Source organism: Roseiarcus sp. (assembly GCF_052145395.1).
Taxonomy (GTDB): domain Bacteria; phylum Pseudomonadota; class Alphaproteobacteria; order Rhizobiales; family Beijerinckiaceae; genus Roseiarcus.
Window position 1 is genome coordinate 1 of the sequence record NZ_JBKQOT010000832.1, and the last position, 18554, is coordinate 18554.

Below are 18554 nucleotides of genomic sequence, written 5' to 3' on the forward strand. Positions count from 1 at the left end.
CCCGCCCACAAGAACGTCGGCACCGCGCTTCCGCCCGAGACGCCCGTAGTGAAGACCTTTTTCGTCAACGCGTTGATTTCTTTGATGCGGACTGGCGAAAAATGGCCCAATCCGCGAAGTCGGGCTAGCGTGAATCATGTTTCCCCTGATTTGTGAATCCCAAAAAATGCCCTTCTTTTAGAATTGCTGGAGCTGCGCCCAGTCATTGATTGCTTGAGGCGATTCTGACACGCTGAGAGCGTCTATGCGCCGACGAACGCCCCTGGCGAGTCGTAGCGTCCGGATGGCCGGATTGGAGCCACACGGACCGATCAATCAGCCCGGCGTTCCCTTGTCCTCATTGCGGCCGGGGGGCGCCCGCGAGGGCTGCGGCTAATGCGCGCATGTCGGCCCAGGCGGCGCGTTTCTGGGAAGGCTGCCGGAGAAGATAGGCGGGGTGCAGCATGGCAAGAGCGCGAATCGGGCGTTCATCCTCGCGCTGGTAAGAAAACCACGATCCCCGCGCCCGCGTGATGCCGCTCTTGACGCCAAGCAGCGTCTGGGCGGACAGGGCGCCGAGGCAAACGAGAATCTCCGGGTCGGCGAGATCGATCTGCCGCTTGATGAAGGGGAGGCATGCTTGCGTCTCCTCCGGCGTCGGTGTCCGGTTGCCCGGCGGCCGCCAGGGCACCACGTTGGCGATGTAGACCCGGCTGCGGTCCAGGCCGATCGCGCTCAGCATCCGGTCGAGCAGCTGCCCCGCCCGCCCGACAAAGGGGCGGCCGATCCTGTCCTCGTCTCCTCCCGGTCCCTCTCCGACGAACATCACCCGCGAGCCTGGAACGCCGTCGGAGAAGACGAGCTGGGTTGCGGTCCTCTTCAGCGCGCAGCCTTCGAAGCGTTCGAGGGCCGCCCGCAGGCTCGACAGGTCCTGGGCCGACGCGGCGAGTTCGGCGGCAGCGGTCGGCGCAGACGCGCCGGCGAGCGCTGGGGGCTCGAGGCGAGCCAGGGGCGGACGCACGAGAGCAGGCGGAGCCGCGGGAACCGCTAACGGTCGGTCAGGACGTCCTTCTATGCTCGGCGCCGGCGCGGCGAAATGATCCGTGGGCCGTTCGTTGAGGGTAAAGCCCACGCCCGTCGCCGTCCACCACAGCAGGGCTGCGGCGGCTGTCTCGGCGTCCAATGTTCCGTCGTCGGGGGCCATCGCCATGCTCACTCACCCTTGCCGGGCAGCCGACTCCGCTTCGGCGGGCGCGGTCGCCCATATCACGGAGCGAGCGACCCCGCACGCGTAACGCGAGGACCACCGGTCGCTCACTCACGCCCTGCGCGGGCTCCCTCAGGTCTGTCCGGACGGAGGGAAGTCGCAAGCCTCGCCCACCACCCTTCCGTCAACGATATGGATTGCCCGGCTTGCGGTCCGGGCGAGGGTTTCGTCGTGGGTCACGACGATCACCGTGCGGCCTTCGGCAGCCAGCCCGCGGAAGGTGGAAAACACCGTCGCTCCATTTTTCGAATCGAGCGCTCCCGTCGGCTCGTCGGCCAGCACGAACTGCGGATCGTTGGCGAGCGCGCGGGCGATGGCGGCGCGCTGACGCTGGCCGCCGGAGAGCTCGCCCGGGACCTTTTGCGCTTCCGCGGCCATGCCGAGCGGGTCGAGCAGATCGTAGGCGCGTGCTCGCATCGCCGCCGCGCCGAGGCGGCCGAGTTGGCGCATCGGCAGCATGACGTTATCGAGCACGGTGAGCTCCGGCAGCAGGAAATGGAACTGGAAGACGAAGCCGAACTCGGCGAGCCGCTTCAGCGCGCGCGCTTCCCCGCCGAGCGCCCGCGTCGATTCCCCGTTCACCAGCACGTCGCCGGCAGTCGGCGGATCGAGGAGGCCGAGCAGGTAGAGGAGCGACGACTTGCCCGACCCGGACGGCCCGGTGACGACAGTGAAGCTCTGCGGCTCGAACGCGGTGTCGACGTCGGCGACGAGCGTGGTCGGCTGCGGCCCGGGCAATATGCGGGTGAGATCGCGGGCCTCGAGCGCCGCGCTCATGCCGAGCCCCGGATGATGGTGAGCGGATCGGCGCGCGCCGCTCTGCGCGCGGGGAGCCACGCCGCCACCGTTGCCTCGGCGAGCGCAATGACGCTCGCCGAGGCGAACAGGAAAAACGTCAGATTGACCGGCAGCCGGTCGCCGGCGTGGCCGGTCGGAGCGGGGACCATGTGGAGGAGGGCGCCGAGACCCCAACCGGCCAGCCAGCCGAGCGCCATGCCGATGACGCCGACGACAATCCCCTCGATCAGGAAGATCGCAACGATCGAGCCCCGCGGCATGCCGATCGAGCGCATGATGGCGATGTCTCGCGCCTTCTCCATCACGATGGTCGAGATGACATTGAAAATGCCGAACCCCGCCACCACCAAAATCGCGGCGGTGGTCAGGAACATGATCTTGTCCTGCAATGCGAAGACGTCGAGCACACGGGCGTAGGTCTCCTCCCACGGGGCGCTCTTGAAACCCCAGCGCCGCTCGATCGTCTCCGCAAGCGGGATCGAACGGCTAAGATCGTCCAGACGAACATGGATCTGGTTGACTACGCGGGGCCGCGCCTGCATCGCCTGTTGCCGGGCGAGCTGAGTGATCGCCCAGGACTGGTCCTCCGCGTCGATGCCGGTGTGAAACAGCCCGACAATCTTGAGCGCGGTCTCGGCTCCGGCGGTGGTGACCGCGGTGACGCTGTCGCCGACGCCGACGCCCATCTTGTCAGCGAGCGGCTGGCCGATGAGGACGCCATTCGGGTTCGCGGCGAGCGCCTCGAAGCTCCCGTCGACCATGTCGTGGACAAGGTCGGTGACGCGGATTTCGCGCTGGGGGTCGACGCCAATCGCGGTGACGGAATAGTCGCGCCCGGCGTGACGAAAAATGGCCTGCCCGATTAGCGACGGCGCCGCGGCCACCCCGTCCATGGCGTTGAGCGCGTCAAGAATCGCCGCCGCCCCGGAGATGCCGCGGACCGGATCGCGCGGCAGCACGCGTCGGACCTCCACCGCGCCCTCGGGATGGAGGGTCGTCAGCGGCTGCGGCGCGGCCTGCCGGATCTCGTCGGAAATAACGATATGCGGATTGGTGTCGACGAGCTGGGACAGGAAATAATTGTGGAAGCCGTTCATCATGCCGCCGATGCCGATGAAGACGGCGACGCCGAGCGTTACCCCGACGATCGAGACCAGCGTCTGTCGCTTGCGCGCCTTAAGATGGGCGAGCGCAATGGAGAGCGGCAACGGCGTCATGGCTTCACGCGCACGGCCTTTCCGTCCGCGAGCCGGTCCGGCGGATCGACGACGATCGCGTCGCTGTCGCTCAGGCCGGAGACGACCTCTGCCTTCGCCGTCCCGACGGCGCCGGTCTTGACGTCGACGCGCCGGACGCGGCCGCCGTCGACCACGAACATGTAGGGCGCGCCCGGCCGCCCGCCGAGCGACGGTCCGTGCGCCACCGCGCCGGCCGGCACGAGCAGCGCGTTCTCCCGCTCGCCGACGACGACGTCGACGTCGACCGTCATGCCGATCATCAGCTTCGTGTCGGCGGGCAGGTCCGCCTCGACCCGGAAGGTGCGCGAGCCCGAATCGCCCTGACGGCGGATGTTGGTTACCTTCGCCTCGAAAACCTCATCCGGGAAACCGTCGGCATGAGCGGCGATGGGGGCGCCGAGCCGGACGCCCGCGATGCCGCGCTCGTCGACCTCGGCGGCGATGCGCTTGCGGGCGGTCGAGGCGATCTCGAATAGGACCGCGTTGGCCGCCACCGTCTCGCCAGGCTCAACGTTCCGCTTCATGACCGTGCCGGAGAGGGGCGCCAGCACCGTGTAGTCCTCGAGCTGCCGAGCGAACAGCTCGACCGCGGCCGCCGCCTGGTCACGCTCCTGCTGCGCGCGCTCCAGCGTCTGAACCGCAAGCACGCCCCGGTTCATCAACGTCTGGTCCCGGAGACTGTCCGCCTCCGCCATGGTGAGGCGCGCGCGGGCGTCGCGCACCCGCGCCAGAGCCTGGCTGTCGTCGAGGCGGGCGACGACGTCGCCCTTGCGCACCGCATCGCCTTCGTCGACCAGGACGTCGGTCACCCGTCCGGCGACGGTCGCCCCGAAGCGCGCGTAGTCGATGGCCTCGATCACGCCCGTCGCATACACCGATTCGATCGCCGGGCCGCGCGTGGGATGTTCGACGGCGACCGCGACCGGCTGGAAATAGGTCCACCAGGCTCCGCCGAGCGCGAGCATGATGACGACCGCCGACGCCAGGACAAGTCCTTGCCTCCACGCGCGCCGCCCGACCGGAGGCGGCTGCGGAATCCTCGCGGGCGCCGCTCCCGAGCGGACGATCGCCAACGAACCCGTGGCGCGCTGCTCCGTCTCCATGCCTCACCTCGCGGCTCCTGCCGGCAAGGTATGTCTACCCATGGCCGCGCCAAGACGTTTGCGCTGGGTCAAACCGCCGCAGCGCGCATAAGATTGAAGCGAAGATCAGCGGGCGCCGCCGGACCGGTCGTCCGGGCGTCAGGTCAATAGGACGAGGGTCACGTCTTCGCCCGTCTCGACGTCGACGACCGTGAATTGAACGCTCTTGCGAACCCACTCCCGGAGTTGCTCCACTGAGACATAGGCGCCATGCGTCGCGTCGTAGAGACGATTTCGCGCATAGCGCTTCACGAGCACGGGCTTTGACCGCGACGATCCGGACATACGGGCCTCCGCATGAGGACGGCGTGCGTTGATTATACGCAATGCTCGGCCAAAGCGGGCGCCCGACATGTCGCGACGACGAAGAATGGAACGCCGGCGGCGTCAGATTGCCCGCGGATCCCGGCCGCGACGAAACCGCGAAAACTTGAGCTTGCCGGCGTTCTCCTCTAAGAGCCGCAAGAGGTCGGGCGTCCGAAGGAGCAGGATATCATGCCTTTTGGCGTATCATCGGTCGCGTGGCGCTTCGCCTCCGGAGCGCTCGTGAGCCTTGCTTTGTCCGCCTCCGCCGCCGCCGCGACCCCCTATCTGGTGGTCGACGCCGACAGCGGTCAGGTGCTGATCCAGCAGGAAGCGACCGAGGTCTGGTATCCGGCCTCGCTCACCAAGCTGATGACCGTCTATGTCGCGCTCGACGCGGTGCGTTCCGGCAAGTTGACCATGGACACGCCGCTCCTCGTCTCCGCCCGCGCGGCGCGCATGCAGCCGTCCAAGATGGGCTTCAAGCCCGGCACCGAGGTCACGCTCGACAACGCCCTCAAGATGCTGATGGTGAAGTCGCCGAACGACCTCGCAGTGACGATCGCCGAGGGCGTGTCGGGTTCGGTCGAGGCGTTCGCGGCGGACATGAACGCGGCCGGCCAGAAGCTCGGCCTGCACGAATCGCATTTTGTCAACCCGAACGGGCTGCACGATCCCGAGCACGTGTCCTCGGCGCGCGACATGGCGATGATCGCCCGCGCGCTGCTCAAGGAATTTCCCGAGCGCGCCGGCCTTTTCGACATCGGCGAGCTGCAGCTCAACGCCCAGATCATCCGCAACCATAACGGCCTGCTCGGCCGCTACCCCGGCGCGGACGGGATGAAGACCGGCTTCACCTGCGCGGCCGGCTTCAACGTCGTGGCGAGCGCCAACCATTGGGGCCGCCATCTGATCACGGTCGTGCTCGGCGCCCCGTCGGCCAGACTTCGCAACCAGGAGGCGGCCGACCTGTTCGATCGCGGCTTCGCCATGAGCGGCGGGTCGGACTCGCTCGATTCGCTCGCGTCCGCCGGCGGGCCGCCTGACCGGCGCTCCAACGTCTGCCTGCACCGCGGCGCAGCGGCGATCGCGGCCGAAGAGGACGAGGGCGGCGGCGAGCAGGAGGTCCGCGCGGGCGGCCGCGCCGGCGGCGGCGCTATCGTCGTCGCGTCGGGCGCGCCGACCCGCACCTTGCTTTCCGACGAGCGGCCCGTGTTCGAGCCGGTGCCGGTGTTCGTCGGACCGGTCGCCGGCTGGAACGGACCGGTCCTCGGCCCTCGCCCGACCTCCACAGTCGCCGCCCTGCCCGCCGACGCCAAGGCCTACACCGGCGACAAGCCGGACGCGATTCAGAACGCGACCGCGACTAGCCAACCCAACGCCCCGCAGGCGCTGGAGGGTGCGGTGCGGACGCCGGCGCCGGAAGGCAAGCATCACAGAAAGCCGGTCAGGCACGTTGCGGCGGCCAAAGCGCCCGCCAAGCCGGCGGCGAAGCCGAAAAGCGAATCGAAGGCCGCGAAGACGGCTGAGGCCGTGAAGACGCAGCCGGTGCAACCGCCGCCGAAACCCGCGGCAAACCAGTAATCGCCCGTTTGTCTTGTCAAGAGACCCGGGCAGACTGTTAAACCTACGTAGTTCTACGTAGTGAGTCGGGCGGCTTAGGGAACGATCATAATTGTTTTGCACAATGCCTTAGTTTAGCCAGGTTGTGGCCAATTGTGCGCCGCAAGCTCCGATCATATTGGGCTCGTGCCGCACGGGATCGGTTCGCGGTTAGCTCGGTTTTCTTGCCCCCCAGCCCCCGAGCGCCAAGACGGACCGAAGATATCCTGTTGTGGCTAGCGGATCGGCGGGCCCCCTCCCAGCCGATCCGCTCTTTTTTTGTCGGAACGGTCGAGCGCCTCGTCGCCTCCCGGATTCCCGCGACGGTCGATCCTGACCCGATCTCCTGCCCTCTCGTCGAAACCCGCCGTCACGCCGCCGTCACGCGACTCGGATACGCGGCGCGATCGATTTTCGAGCGACGGGGGAATGGGTTGAGACACTCGACCAAGGCGGTTCGCAAGGCGACCGGCGCCAATCTCAAAGCCGCCGTCCATCGAGCCAGGCCGCTCTCCCGGGCCGGCGTGCTCGAGCGCATGTTCACGTTCGCCTTCTCGAAGCTGGTCTACCCGCAGATCTGGGAAGACCCGGTGGTCGACATGAAGGCGCTCGACATCGGGCCAGGCCAGGAGGTGATCGCCATCGCCTCCGGCGGCTGCAACGTGCTCTCCTACCTGACCGCCGATCCGACGGGCGTCACCGCGGTCGACCTCAACGGCGCCCATATCGCGCTCGGCAAGCTCAAGATCTGCGCGCTCGAGAACCTGCCCGACTACGAGACGTTCTTCCGCTTCTTCGGCCGCGCCGACGCGCGGGACAACGTTGGCGTCTACGATCGGCTCCTGCGGGCGAAGCTCGATCCCATGACCCGCGCCTACTGGGACAAGCGCCGCGCGTTCGGACGGCGGCGCATTGGGCTGTTCGCCCGCAACCTCTACCGTCACGGGCTGCTCGGCCATTTTCTCGGCGCGGGGCACGCGATCGCCAAGCTGCACGGCGTCGACCCGTCGGTGATCCTCGAGGCGAAGACCCTCGACGAGCAGCGCCGGCTGTACGAGGAGCGGCTTGCGCCGATCTTTGACAAGCCGCTTGTCCGCTGGATGATGAGGCAGCCGGCCTCCCTCTACGGGCTCGGCATCCCGCCCGCGCAGTACAAGGCGCTCGCCGGCGATTCGCCCAAAGGCATCGGCGCGGTGCTGAGCCAGAGGGTCGAGCGGCTCGCCTGCGACTTCGCTCTCGCCGACAATTATTTCGCCTGGCAAGCGTTCGGCCGGCGCTACGCGCCGGGCCCAAACCCGTCGCTGCCGCCCTATCTGCAGCGCGAGCAGTTCGACGCCGTCCGGAGCCGCACTGGCCGGGTCCGCTACGTCCAGCGCTCCTTCACCGAGATCCTGCGCGATGCGCCGGCCGCGCGCTTCGACCGCTACGTGTTGCTCGACGCGCAAGACTGGATGAACGCCGCCGACCTGACGGCGCTCTGGACGGAGATCACGCGAACCGCGCGCCCCGGCGCCCGGGTGATCTTCCGCACCGCCGCCGACGAACGCCTGCTGCCCGGCCGCGTGCCCGACGACATTCTCGGCCACTGGCGCTACGACGAGGAGGCGAGCCGTGAGTTCGGTCGGCAGGACCGGTCGTCGATCTACGGCGCCTTCCACCTTTACGTGCTGAAGGACGCCTGAAATGAGCGACGCCGCCGCGCTGATGGACAGAATGTACCGCCATCAGCGGCACATCTACGATCTCAGCCGGAAGTATTATCTCATAGGCCGCGACGAGGCGATCGCGCGCCTCGACGCGCGTCCCGGCGATTGCGTGCTCGAGATCGGCTGCGGCACCGGGCGCAACCTGATCAGGGCGGCGCGCGCCTACCCGGAAGCGCGCTTCTGCGGCCTCGACGTGTCGCGCGAGATGCTGGACACAGCCGAAGCGGCGATCCGGCGCGCCGGACTCGCCGGGCGCATCGCGGTCGCCCAGGCCGACGCGACCGCTTTCGATCCGAACCCGCTGTTCGGCCGGGACGCCTTCGACCGGGTGATGATCTCCTATGCGCTCTCAATGATCCCGCCGTGGCGCGAGGCGCTGGCCCGGGCGCTCGACGTCGTCGCGCCGGGGGGCGCGCTGCATGTCGTCGATTTCGGCGATTGCGCCGGCCTTCCCGGCCCGTTCAAGACGACGCTGCGCCGGTGGCTCGCGGCCTTCGACGTGACGCCGCGCGACGACCTCGGCGAGGCCCTCGCCGCGCTCGCGGACGCGCGCGGCCTTTCTGCGGCGACGCAAGACTGGCGGCGCGGCTACGCGACGCTGGCGGTGGCGCGGCGCGCAGCGTGACGGGGCTAGCCATGTGGCCCCCGAAGGCCTACATTGGGACCTCGCGGTGCTGGGTGGCCCGTCAGGACCACATTCCTCGGGGCCGTACGATCCCTATGGGAGCTGTCCCTGCCCTCGCCCGTGGGCCTTGGCACACGGCGCCCACCTACTTACGTAGGCGCCCGGGATCACCGTCCAACGGCCGTCTCGGCTCCGCGAGCTTTTGTTGAACGGATCGGGGCGCCGCCTTGACCAGGACCGTCGCCGATCTCAAGGCCGAGCTCCGCCGGGACGCCTTGGCGCGGCGGAAAACGGCGGGCCACGAGCTTCGCACGCGCCTGACCCAGCGGCTCCTGCATGAGGGTTTGCGGCTCGCCCGCCTGTGGCGGCCGACGGTCGTCTCCGGTTTCCATCCGATCCGCGGGGAGCCGGACGTGCTGGTCCTGCTCGCAGCGCTGGTCGAACAGGGCTTCGAGGTCGCGCTGCCCGTGGTCGTGGGCCGCGAAACCCATCTCGACTTCCGCCGGTGGCGGCCCGGCGAGCCGACGGCGATTGGCCCGATGGGCATCCCCGAGCCGCTCGACACGTCGCCGGTCGTCGATCCGGATCTCTTGTTCACGCCGCTCGCATGCTTCGACCGGCGCGGCTGGCGCGTCGGCTACGGAGCGGGATACTATGACCGAAGCCTTGCGCGTCTGCGGGCTATGAAGACAATTCACGCGGTCGGCGTCGCCTATGGGGTTTGCGAAGTCGCTGTTGTGCCGTATGAGGCGCATGATCAGCTCCTGGATGCCGTTGTGACAGAACAGGAAACCATCTTCGTAAGCGAGCGCTGAATGCGGCTCCTGTTCATCGGCGACGTCGTCGGACGCTCCGGCCGCACGGCGGTGGCTCAGCAGGCGCCCCTGTTGCGGGCGCGGTGGAATCTCGATTTCATCATCGTCAACGGCGAGAACGCCGCCGGCGGCTTCGGCCTCACCGAATCGATCTTTGAGGAGTTCCTCGCCGCAGGCGTCGACGCCGTGACCCTTGGCAATCACGCTTTCGACCAGCGGGAGGCCTTGGTCTTCATCGAGCGCCAGCCGCGCCTCATCCGTCCCGCCAACTATCCGCCCGGAACGCCGGGGCGGGGGGCGACGATCGTCGAGAACGCCAAAGGCGCGCGGCTTCTGATCGTTAATCTGCTCGGCAGGATCTTCATGGAGGCGCTCGACGATCCGTTCGCCGCGCTCGAGCGCGAACTTTCCGCCCATCCGCTCAAGAACGGCTGCCAAGCCGTCGTGGTGGACGTCCATGCCGAGGCGACGAGCGAGAAATGCGCGCTTGGCCATTTCGCCGATGGGCGGGCGAGCCTTGTCGCCGGCACCCACACGCACGTCCCGAGCGCCGACCATCGCATCCTCGCCGGCGGAACCGGCTTCGTCACCGACGTCGGCATGACCGGCGACTACGATTCGGTGATCGGCATGGAGAAGGAGGAGCCGCTCAGGCGCTTCACGCGCCGCATCCCTTCAGGGCGGTTCGAGCCGGCGATGGGCCCCGCGACCTTGTGTGCGGTCGCTGCGGAACTGACGCGCGAGGGGCTGACCAAGGCGATCGCGCCGGTGCGCATCGGCGGCATGCTCAACGCGGCGATGCCGGACTTCTGGGCCTGAGCCGCAATGGCCACGACCATCGTCTACGACCTCGACGGCACGCTCGCCGACACGGCGGGCGACCTGATGGGCGCGCTGAATTTCGTCCTCAAGCGCGAGGGCCTTGCGCCGCTGCCGGTCGAGAACGCCCGCTCGATGCTCGGCGCAGGCGCACGGGCTCTGATCCAGCGCGGATTTGCAGCCTCGGGGCGGGAACTGTCGCCGGAGAAGCTTGAGGTCCTGTTCGGCGACTTCCTCGCCCATTACAACGCGCATATCGCAGACTTGACCCAGCTCTATCCAGGCGTGCTCGCGGCGCTCGACGCCTTCGCCGCGGCCGGGTGGGTGCAGGCGATCTGCACCAACAAGATCGAGGCCTCGGCGAAGATGCTAATGGGGCGGCTCGGCGTCGCCGACCGGTTCGCCTTCATCTGCGGCCAGGACACATTCGGGGTCGGCAAGCCGGATCCGAAGCCGCTGATCGGCACGGTCGAGGCGGCCGGCGGGAGCCTTCAGCGCGCAATCGTGGTCGGCGACTCGGCGACCGACATCAAGACCGCGCGGGCCGCGGGCCTGCCGGTGATTTGCGTGGATTTCGGCTACACCGACGTGCCGGTGACGGAGCTCGGCCCCGACCGGGTGATCTCGCACTTCAACGAGCTCGAGGCGGCGTGCGCGGAATTGATGGACGCGTCGGCGCCCTTGTAGGTCGCGCTTACCGCGTGAGCGACCCGGCCCTACGATCAATCCTTCGCGCGCTCGACGTAGCTGCCGTGCTCGGTCTGGATGACGATGCGCGTGCCGGGCGAGATGTGCGGCGGCACCATGGCGCGGGCGCCGTTCGAGAGCTTGGCGGGCTTGTAGGACGACGACGCCGTCTGGCCCTTCATCGCCGGCTCCGTCTCGACGACTTCGAGCGTCACGCGCGGCGGGAGCTGGATCGCCACCGGGGTCTCGTTGAACATCGACAGCAGGACCTTCATGCCCTCCTGCAGCCACTGCGCCTGGTCGCCGATGACCTCCTTCGGGACCGTGATCTGGTCGTAGGTCGCGGTGTTCATGAAGTGCTGGCCGTCGCCGTCGGCGTAGAGGAAGTCGAACTCCTTGTCCTCGACGAAGGCGCGCTCGACCTGCTCGGTGGTCTTGAAGCGGTCAGTCACCTTCACGCCGTCCGACAGGCGGCGCATGTCGATCTGGGTCGTGGGCGTGCCCTTGCCGGGATGGAAGCTCTCGGCCGAAAGCACGACGCAGAGCTGCCCGTCCTCGCGTTCGATGATATTGCCCTTGCGAATCGAGCTTGCGATAACTCTCACGAACCTGTCCTTAAAGAAGCTGGCGCGAAGAAGCTGGCGCGCGCCGCCTGATTTGCGCGAACGGACGCTTGTTTTCAAGCGACGTCCCGGGGATGTCGGCGCGCTTTATAATGATTTCGGCGGCAAAGGCCAGATGCGATCGCCCGCGTTTTCGACCGTAACCCCCGGAGCCCCTTGAGTCCTTCCGCCCCCCCGCCGTTCTGGAGCCGCGGCGGCCACGCCGCCCGCCGCCCGCGGCTTGTTCTGCGCGCCCGAATCGCGGCAACGTTACGCCAATGGTTCGACGCCAAGGGCTTTGTCGAGGTCGATCCGGCGGCGCTTCAGGCCTCGCCCGGCAACGAGACCCACCTTCACGGGCTTCGCGCCGGGCTTGTCGGCCCAGACGGCGCCCCACACGAGGCGTGGCTTCATACCTCGCCCGAATTCGCGATGAAGAAGCTCATCGCCGCAGGCGAAGCGCAAATCTTCGCCCTCACCCATGTTTTTCGCAATCGCGAGCGCACCGCGCTGCACGCGCCGGAATTCGCGATGCTCGAATGGTATCGCGTCGGCGCGCCGCTTCAACGGCTGATGGACGATTGCGCCGCGCTCGTCGCGCTTGCCGCCCACGTCGCCAGCGCGAAGACCTTCGCCTTCCGGAGCCTAGAGGCGAGCCCATTCGAGCCGCCCGAGCGAGTGACCGTGCGGGAGGCTTTTCTCCGCCATGCCGGGATCGACCTCTACGACAGCCTGCCCCTCGGCGGCGAGCCGGACGCGGCGCTCTTCGCCCGCCAGGCCCAGGCGGCGGGCATACGGGTCACTGCGGACGACACCTGGTCCGATGTGTTCAGCCGGCTTCTCACCGAGCGGGTCGAGCCCCATCTTGGGATCGGGCGGCCGACGATTTTGCACGCCTATCCGGCGAGCGAGGCGGCGCTGGCGCGGGTGAGCAGGGACGATCCGCGTGTGGCGGAACGCTTCGAGCTCTATTGCTGCGGCGTCGAGCTCGCCAACGCCTTCCACGAACTGACCGACGCCGCCGAGCAGCGCGCCCGGTTCGAGGCCGACATGGCCGAGCAGCGCCGCATCTACGGCGCCTCCGCCCCGATCGACGAGGATTTTTTGGCCGCGGTCGGCGTCATGCCGGACGCCTCAGGCGCGGCGCTCGGCTTCGATCGCCTTGTCATGCTGGCGACCGGCGCTTACAGCGTTGGGGCCGTCCAGTGGACGCCGGTGTTCGACCCGGGAGCGACCGCATGAGCCCCGATCCGGAGCTCATGGCGAAAGCCCGCGCGGCGCTGACCAGCGTCTACGGCTATTCCGCCTTCCGCCCCGGGCAGGAGGAGATTCTTTCCGCCATTCTCGACGGCGAGGACGTGCTCGCCGTGATGCCGACCGGCAGCGGCAAGTCGCTCTTGTTCCAGCTTCCGCCGATCGTGCGCGACGGGCTGACGCTGGTCGTCTCTCCGCTCATCGCGCTGATGCGCGACCAGGTCGCGCAGCTCCGCGAGCTCGGGGTCGAGGCCGCGGCCCTCAATTCGTCGACCGGGCCCGATGAGCGCCGCGGGATCGCGCACGGCCTCAAGGACGGGACGCTGCGCCTGCTCTACGTCGCGCCGGAGCGTCTTCTGCGCGACAACGTCATCGCCTATCTGAAGGGCTTCGCCATCGGCTGCCTCGCGATCGACGAGGCGCACTGTGTTTCGCAATGGGGGCACGACTTCCGCCCGGAATATCTGCGCCTGCGCGAGGTCGTGGAGGCGCTCGGCGGATTGCAAACCGTGGCCGTAACCGCCACCGCCGACGCGCCGACCCGCGGCGAGATCGTTCACAAGCTGTTCGTCCGCCGACCGAAAGTTTTCGTCCGCTCGTTCGATCGGCCGAATCTCTTCCTCGCGATGCGGCCGAAGACCAACGCCACGCGCCAGCTCGTCGAACGCCTCGACGCCCATCGCGGCGAGAGTGGGATCATCTATTGCGCCTCGCGCCGTCGGACTGAAGAGCTGGCCGACGAGCTTTCCGGCAATGGCCGCAGGGCCGTCCCCTATCACGCCGGGCTGGACCACGGCGTCCGGGCGGCGAACCACGACGCCTTTTTGCGCGAGGATGACTGCGTCGTGTGCGCCACCGTCGCCTTCGGCATGGGCATCGACAAGCCGGATGTGCGCTTCGTCTTTCACGCCGACATGCCCGCCTCGATCGAGGCCTATTATCAGGAGATCGGCCGGGCGGGGCGGGACGGACTGCCCGCTGACACGTTCACCCTCTACGGCGCCGGCGACATCGAGCTGCGCCGCCGTCAGATTGCCGAAGGCGGCTCGCCGGACGACCGCAAGCGCGTCGAGATGATGAAGCTCGACGACCTCGTGACCTTATGCGAGACGGCGCGCTGCCGCCGCCAGACGCTGCTTTCCATGTTCGGCGAGGAGTCCGGTCCCTGCGGTCATTGCGACGTCTGCCAGGGCGCGGTGAGGTTGATCGACGGGCGCATCGAAGCGCAGAAGGCGCTGTCCGCGGTGCTGCGTACATCGGGGCGCTTCTTCTTCGGCCATCTCGCCAACCTTCTTTCGGGAAAGACGACCGAAGCGATAGAACGGCACGGGCACGACCAGTTGAAGACCTTCGGCGTCGGCAGGGACCGGACGCCCGCCGGCTGGCGCGGCGTGCTGCGGCAGTTGCAGTCCGCAAAACTCATCGTCCGCGACGACGAGGACCGCGACCGGCTCGTCGTCACCGAGGAAGGACGGCGCATCCTGCGCGGGGAGGCGCCCTTCGCCCTGCGCGAGGACGTGCTGAGCCCGCGACCGAAGCGGTCCGAGCGCAGGGTCGTCGAGCCGGGCGACGCCGACGTCGCGCTGCTGACGGCGCTCAAGGGCCTGCGCGGCGCGATCGCGGCGGCGCAGAAGCAGCCGGCCTACGTGATTTTTCCTGATCGAACGCTGATCGAGATGGCGAGGGAGCGACCGGACACGCTGGACGACCTCGCCTCGATCCACGGGGTCGGCGAGGTCAAGTTGCAAAAATACGGCCCCGCCTTCCTGGCCGTGATCCGGGACTATGCCCATGCTTGAAATGGCCCATGCCTGAATTGCCCGAGGTCGAGACGGTCCGGCGGGGACTCGAGCCTGCAATGGTTGGGGCGCGGATCGACAAGGTCGAGGTGAGGCGCGCCGACATCCGATTTCCGTTCCCGCCCCGCTTCCGCGAGCGGCTGACCGGGCGGCGGATCGAGGCGCTGACCCGCCGGGCGAAATATCTGCTCCTCCGCCTCGACGGAGCGGAAACGCTGATCGTCCACCTTGGCATGTCCGGCTCGTTCCGCGTCGAGGACGCCACGCCCGGCGCGTTCCACCACCCGCGCTCCAAGGATCCGAAGCACGACCATGTCGTCATCCACCTCGATAACGGGAAGGTCGTCACCTACAACGACCCGCGCCGGTTCGGCTTCATGGACCTCGCGCGCGACGACGCGCTCGATCGCCATCCCCGCCTCGCGGAGCTCGGCGACGAACCTCTGGCGGCGGACTTTGACGCCGCACGGCTGGCGGCGCTGTTTAAGGCTTCGCGCGCGCCGCTGAAATCCGCCCTGCTCGACCAGAAGCGAATCGCGGGCTTAGGCAACATCTATGTGTGCGAGGCTCTGTTCCGGGCGAAACTGTCGCCGTTCCGCCCCGCAGGCGACCTCGCAAACGCAAGCGGCGGGCCGACGAAAGCCGGGCGCGCGCTCACCAAGGCGATCCGCTCCGTGCTCGAGGAGGCGATCGAGGCGGGCGGCTCGTCGCTCCGCGACCATCGCCAGACGGACGGCGAACTCGGCTATTTCCAGCACAATTTCGACGTGTATGACCGCGAAGGCTTGGCCTGCAGGCGGCCCGGCTGCGGGGGGACGATCGCGCGGTACGCCCAATCCGCACGCTCGACGTTCTATTGTCCGGTCTGCCAGAAGTAGGGGCCTCTCGCGCGGTTCGGCGACCGCGCCCTTACGACGCCCTTCTCATTGACAAGCCAAGCCCCGGCTCCTATCTGCAGTCAACCCTCTTCAACCGCGCGAAAACGGGCGCTTTTGCCTTGTTTCGCGCTTTTTGTTGTGGCCGTTGTCGTGAACCGCGCCCGGGGATGCCCGACGGGTGAAGCGTGAGGAATTCCGGCGCGCGGCGATGGAAAGGTCGTACATGCTCGCCGCCCTCAAGTTCGACTCCGTGATGAAACGGGTGTTCGGCTCCACCAACGACCGGCGCCTGAAGGGCTACAAGCCGAAAATCGCCGCGATCAATGCGCTCGAGCCCGAGTTCGCGGCGCTCACCGACGAGCAATTGCGGGCGAAGACCGAGGAATTCCGCGCTGAGCTCGCCGCCGGCAAGACGCTGGACGACCTCAACGCGCCGGCCTTCGCCGCCGTCCGCGAGGCGGCCAAGCGCACGCTGAAGCAGCGCCATTTCGACGTCCAGCTGATCGGCGGCCTCGTGCTGCACGAAGGCGCGATCGCCGAGATGAAGACCGGCGAAGGCAAGACGCTCGTCGCCACCTGCGCGGTCTATCTCAATGCGCTGGCCGGCGAAGGCGTCCACGTCATCACGGTCAATGACTACCTCGCCCGCCGCGACTCGGATTGGATGGGGCAGATCTACAGGTTCCTGGGCCTAACCGTGGGCGTGATCGTGCATGGGCTCGACGACGACGAGCGCCGTGCGGCCTACGCGGCCGACGTCACCTACGGCACGAACAACGAGTTCGGCTTCGACTATCTGCGCGACAACATGAAATACGACATGTCGCAGATGGTCCAGCGCGGACACGCCTACGCCATTGTCGATGAGGTCGACTCGATCCTGGTCGACGAGGCGCGCACGCCCTTGATCATTTCTGGCCCGTCGGAGGACCGCTCGGGCCTCTACGCCTCCGTCGATACGATCATCCCGAAGCTTACCAAAGAGGATTTCGAGCTCGACGAGAAGCAGCGCACGGTCAACCTGACGGAGGCCGGCAACGAGCACGCCGAGGCGCTCCTGCGCGAGATCGGCGCAATGAAGGAGGAGGGCTCGCTCTACGAGGCAGGCAACGCAACCCTCGTCCATCACGTCAACCAGGCCCTGCGCGCCCACAAGCTGTTCCAGCGCGACAAGGACTACATTGTCCGCAACGGCGAGGTCGTGATCGTCGACGAGTTCACCGGGCGCATGATGCCCGGCCGCCGCTACTCCGAGGGCCTTCATCAGGCGCTCGAGGCCAAGGAGCACGTCACCGTGCAGCCGGAGAACGTGACGCTCGCCTCGATCACCTTCCAGAACTACTTCCGCCTGTACAAGAAGCTCGCCGGCATGACCGGCACGGCCTCGACCGAAGCCGACGAGTTCGCCGAGATCTACAAGCTCGTCGTCGTCGAGATCCCGACCAATCTTCCGATCGTGCGCGCCGACGAGGACGACGAGGTCTATCGGACGACCGACGAGAAGACGCGCGCGATCGTGCGCGAAATCGAGGAGGCCAACGCCAAGCTGCAGCCGATGCTGGTCGGAACGACCTCGATCGAGAAGTCCGAGGTGCTCGCCGAGGTGCTCGAGCGGAAGGGCTACAAGAAGATCGATTTCACCCAGGCCGGCGCGCTGAAGCCGCTCTACGCCTCGGCGCGATCGGGCAAGCCGTCGAAGACCTTCGCCGTGCTCAACGCCCGCTTCCACGAGCAGGAAGCCTTCATCGTCGCCGAGGCCGGGGTGCCTGGGGCGATCACCATCGCCACCAACATGGCCGGCCGCGGCACCGACATCCAGCTCGGCGGCAACGTCGAGATGCGCGTCCGCCAGGAGCTCGACCCGAACGCCTCGCCCGAGGATCGCGCGGCGAGAGAGGCGGAGATCCGCGCCGAGGTGGCCGACCTCAAGCGGAAGGCGCTCGATGCCGGCGGCCTCTACATCATCGGCACCGAGCGGCACGAGAGCCGGCGCATCGACAACCAGCTGCGCGGCCGCTCCGGCCGCCAGGGCGATCCCGGCCGGTCGAAGTTCTTCCTGTCGCTGCAGGACGACCTGATGCGAATCTTCGGCGCCGAGCGCATGGACGCGATGCTCAAGCGCCTCGGCCTCAAGGAGGACGAAGCGATCGTCCATCCCTGGATCAACAAGGCCCTGGAGAAGGCCCAGCAGAAGGTCGAAGCGCGCAACTTCGACATCCGCAAGAACATCCTCAAGTTCGACAACGTGATGAACGACCAGCGCAAGGTGATCTTCGAGGACCGACGCAAGATGATGGCGCAGGAGTCGCTCGAGCCGACCATTGCCGACATGCGCGCCGACATTGTCGACGATCTGGTCACCCGCCACATCCCGCCCGACGCCTATCCGGAGGCGTGGGACGTCGCCGGCCTCAATGAGGAGGTCGCCGCCAAGCTCAACCTCGATCTGCCGGTCGGCGACTGGGCGAAGGAGGAGGGCATCGCCGACGAGGAAATGGCCGAGCGGCTGCTCAAGTCCGCTGACGAGGCCTACGCCGGGCGCGTCGAGCGCAACACTCCGGAGGCGATGCGCTACGTTGAGAAGCAGGTGATCCTGCAATCGCTCGACCACCTCTGGCGCGAACACCTCGTCACCCTCGACCACCTGCGCCAGGTCATCGGCTGGCGCGGCATGGCGCAGCGCGATCCGCTCAACGAGTACAAATCGGAAGCGTTCGAGCTGTTCCAGAAGCTGATCGTGCAGTGGCACGAGGCGGTCACCGCACAGATGATGCGGATCGAAGTTCGGTTTCAGGCCCCGGCGCCTGAGCCGCCGCCGCCGATGCAGTTCCAGCATCTCGACCCGAGCAACGGCGAGAACGAGGCGCCGCTCGACGCGCTCGCCGAACCGGTCGGCGGCAATCCATTCTCGGGCGTCGCGGTCGCCGCTACCGCGTCGGCGTCGGCGTTCGCCGGCGTCGCCGAACGCGACCCCAATGACCCGGCGACCTGGGGCAAGATCGGCCGCAACGAGCCCTGCCCTTGCGGTTCGGGCACCGTG

16 protein-coding genes and 1 other RNA gene are annotated in these 18554 nt (G+C 67.8%); 11 read left to right on the forward strand and 6 right to left on the reverse strand.

Annotation, left to right across the window (positions count from 1 at the left end; genetic code table 11):
* Positions 1 to 337: 337 nt before the first annotated feature.
* The 5 genes from ACLP25_RS28965 to ACLP25_RS28985 all read right to left on the reverse strand — a co-directional run bounded on the left by ACLP25_RS28965 (position 338) and on the right by ACLP25_RS28985 (position 4709).
* Positions 338 to 1189: a uracil-DNA glycosylase gene (locus ACLP25_RS28965; RefSeq protein ID WP_442472553.1), complete on the reverse strand. Its 852-nt coding sequence runs from the start codon at positions 1187 to 1189 to the stop codon at positions 338 to 340.
* A gap of 129 nt (positions 1190 to 1318) precedes the next feature.
* Entirely contained in the window at positions 1319 to 2023 is a 705-nt protein-coding gene (locus tag ACLP25_RS28970; RefSeq protein WP_442472554.1) for an ABC transporter ATP-binding protein, read from the reverse strand.
* A complete protein-coding gene (locus ACLP25_RS28975; protein ID WP_442472555.1) occupies positions 2020 to 3261 on the reverse strand; it encodes an ABC transporter permease in 1242 nt (413 codons plus the stop codon). Before ACLP25_RS28975 ends, ACLP25_RS28970 begins: the two co-directional genes overlap by 4 nt.
* A complete protein-coding gene (locus tag ACLP25_RS28980; RefSeq protein WP_442472556.1) occupies positions 3258 to 4385 on the reverse strand; it encodes an efflux RND transporter periplasmic adaptor subunit in 1128 nt (375 codons plus the stop codon). Before ACLP25_RS28980 ends, ACLP25_RS28975 begins: the two co-directional genes overlap by 4 nt.
* A 138-nt stretch (positions 4386 to 4523) precedes the next feature.
* Positions 4524 to 4709: a polyhydroxyalkanoate synthesis regulator DNA-binding domain-containing protein gene (locus tag ACLP25_RS28985; protein WP_442472557.1), complete on the reverse strand. Its 186-nt coding sequence runs from the start codon at positions 4707 to 4709 to the stop codon at positions 4524 to 4526.
* A 210-nt stretch (positions 4710 to 4919) separates the two neighbouring features.
* On the opposite strand from ACLP25_RS28985, the gene ACLP25_RS28990 reads away from it, so the two are divergent.
* From ACLP25_RS28990 to ACLP25_RS29020, 7 genes are all read left to right on the forward strand, one after another.
* Complete coding sequence (locus ACLP25_RS28990; RefSeq protein WP_442472558.1) at positions 4920 to 6311, forward strand: D-alanyl-D-alanine carboxypeptidase family protein; 1392 nt, start codon at positions 4920 to 4922, stop codon at positions 6309 to 6311.
* 452 nt (positions 6312 to 6763) lie between these two features.
* Positions 6764 to 8011: a DUF3419 family protein gene (locus ACLP25_RS28995; RefSeq protein WP_442472559.1), complete on the forward strand. Its 1248-nt coding sequence runs from the start codon at positions 6764 to 6766 to the stop codon at positions 8009 to 8011.
* A 1-nt stretch (position 8012) separates the two neighbouring features.
* Complete coding sequence (locus tag ACLP25_RS29000; RefSeq protein WP_442472560.1) at positions 8013 to 8660, forward strand: class I SAM-dependent methyltransferase; 648 nt, start codon at positions 8013 to 8015, stop codon at positions 8658 to 8660.
* Positions 8661 to 8703: 43 nt separating this feature from the next.
* A non-coding RNA gene (ssrS, locus tag ACLP25_RS29005) (6S RNA) lies at positions 8704 to 8857 on the forward strand.
* Between the two features lie 30 nt (positions 8858 to 8887).
* Positions 8888 to 9475 (forward strand): 5-formyltetrahydrofolate cyclo-ligase, encoded by a 588-nt coding sequence (locus ACLP25_RS29010; protein ID WP_442472561.1) that lies wholly within the window; start codon positions 8888 to 8890, stop codon positions 9473 to 9475.
* Positions 9476 to 10294: a TIGR00282 family metallophosphoesterase gene (locus ACLP25_RS29015; RefSeq protein WP_442472562.1), complete on the forward strand. Its 819-nt coding sequence runs from the start codon at positions 9476 to 9478 to the stop codon at positions 10292 to 10294. It abuts the gene before it with no gap.
* Positions 10295 to 10300: 6 nt separating this feature from the next.
* On the forward strand, positions 10301 to 10981 hold the full coding sequence (locus ACLP25_RS29020; RefSeq protein WP_442472563.1) for an HAD-IA family hydrolase: 681 nt from the start codon (positions 10301 to 10303) through the stop codon (positions 10979 to 10981).
* A gap of 35 nt (positions 10982 to 11016) precedes the next feature.
* On the opposite strand, the gene efp is transcribed toward ACLP25_RS29020, so the two are convergent.
* A complete protein-coding gene (gene efp / locus ACLP25_RS29025; protein WP_442472564.1) occupies positions 11017 to 11586 on the reverse strand; it encodes an elongation factor P in 570 nt (189 codons plus the stop codon).
* Positions 11587 to 11760: 174 nt separating this feature from the next.
* On the opposite strand from efp, the gene epmA reads away from it, so the two are divergent.
* From epmA to secA, 4 genes are all read left to right on the forward strand, one after another.
* Positions 11761 to 12825 (forward strand): EF-P lysine aminoacylase EpmA, encoded by a 1065-nt coding sequence (gene epmA / locus ACLP25_RS29030; protein WP_442472565.1) that lies wholly within the window; start codon positions 11761 to 11763, stop codon positions 12823 to 12825.
* On the forward strand, positions 12822 to 14636 hold the full coding sequence (recQ, locus tag ACLP25_RS29035) for a DNA helicase RecQ (protein ID WP_442472566.1): 1815 nt from the start codon (positions 12822 to 12824) through the stop codon (positions 14634 to 14636). The genes epmA and recQ overlap by 4 nt, the downstream gene beginning before the upstream one ends.
* 8 nt (positions 14637 to 14644) lie before the next feature.
* The gene (gene mutM / locus ACLP25_RS29040) at positions 14645 to 15514 is read left to right on the forward strand and encodes a bifunctional DNA-formamidopyrimidine glycosylase/DNA-(apurinic or apyrimidinic site) lyase (RefSeq protein WP_442472567.1); all 870 of its coding nucleotides are present in this window, start codon (positions 14645 to 14647) and stop codon (positions 15512 to 15514) included.
* 223 nt (positions 15515 to 15737) lie between these two features.
* The coding region (secA, locus tag ACLP25_RS29045; protein WP_442472568.1) for a preprotein translocase subunit SecA at positions 15738 to 18554 on the forward strand (2817 nt) is incomplete at its 3' end.

Coding starts and splice junctions, on each gene's coding strand:
- ACLP25_RS28965 (WP_442472553.1), bottom strand. CDS start 1,189: ATGGCGATGGCCCCCGACGACGGAACATTGGACGCCGAGACAGCCGCC.
- ACLP25_RS28970 (WP_442472554.1), bottom strand. CDS start 2,023: ATGAGCGCGGCGCTCGAGGCCCGCGATCTCACCCGCATATTGCCCGGG.
- ACLP25_RS28975 (WP_442472555.1), bottom strand. CDS start 3,261: ATGACGCCGTTGCCGCTCTCCATTGCGCTCGCCCATCTTAAGGCGCGC.
- ACLP25_RS28980 (WP_442472556.1), bottom strand. CDS start 4,385: ATGGAGACGGAGCAGCGCGCCACGGGTTCGTTGGCGATCGTCCGCTCG.
- ACLP25_RS28985 (WP_442472557.1), bottom strand. CDS start 4,709: ATGTCCGGATCGTCGCGGTCAAAGCCCGTGCTCGTGAAGCGCTATGCG.
- ACLP25_RS28990 (WP_442472558.1), top strand. CDS start 4,920: ATGCCTTTTGGCGTATCATCGGTCGCGTGGCGCTTCGCCTCCGGAGCG.
- ACLP25_RS29000 (WP_442472560.1), top strand. CDS start 8,013: ATGAGCGACGCCGCCGCGCTGATGGACAGAATGTACCGCCATCAGCGG.
- ACLP25_RS29015 (WP_442472562.1), top strand. CDS start 9,476: ATGCGGCTCCTGTTCATCGGCGACGTCGTCGGACGCTCCGGCCGCACG.
- ACLP25_RS29020 (WP_442472563.1), top strand. CDS start 10,301: ATGGCCACGACCATCGTCTACGACCTCGACGGCACGCTCGCCGACACG.
- recQ (WP_442472566.1), top strand. CDS start 12,822: ATGAGCCCCGATCCGGAGCTCATGGCGAAAGCCCGCGCGGCGCTGACC.
- mutM (WP_442472567.1), top strand. CDS start 14,645: ATGCCTGAATTGCCCGAGGTCGAGACGGTCCGGCGGGGACTCGAGCCT.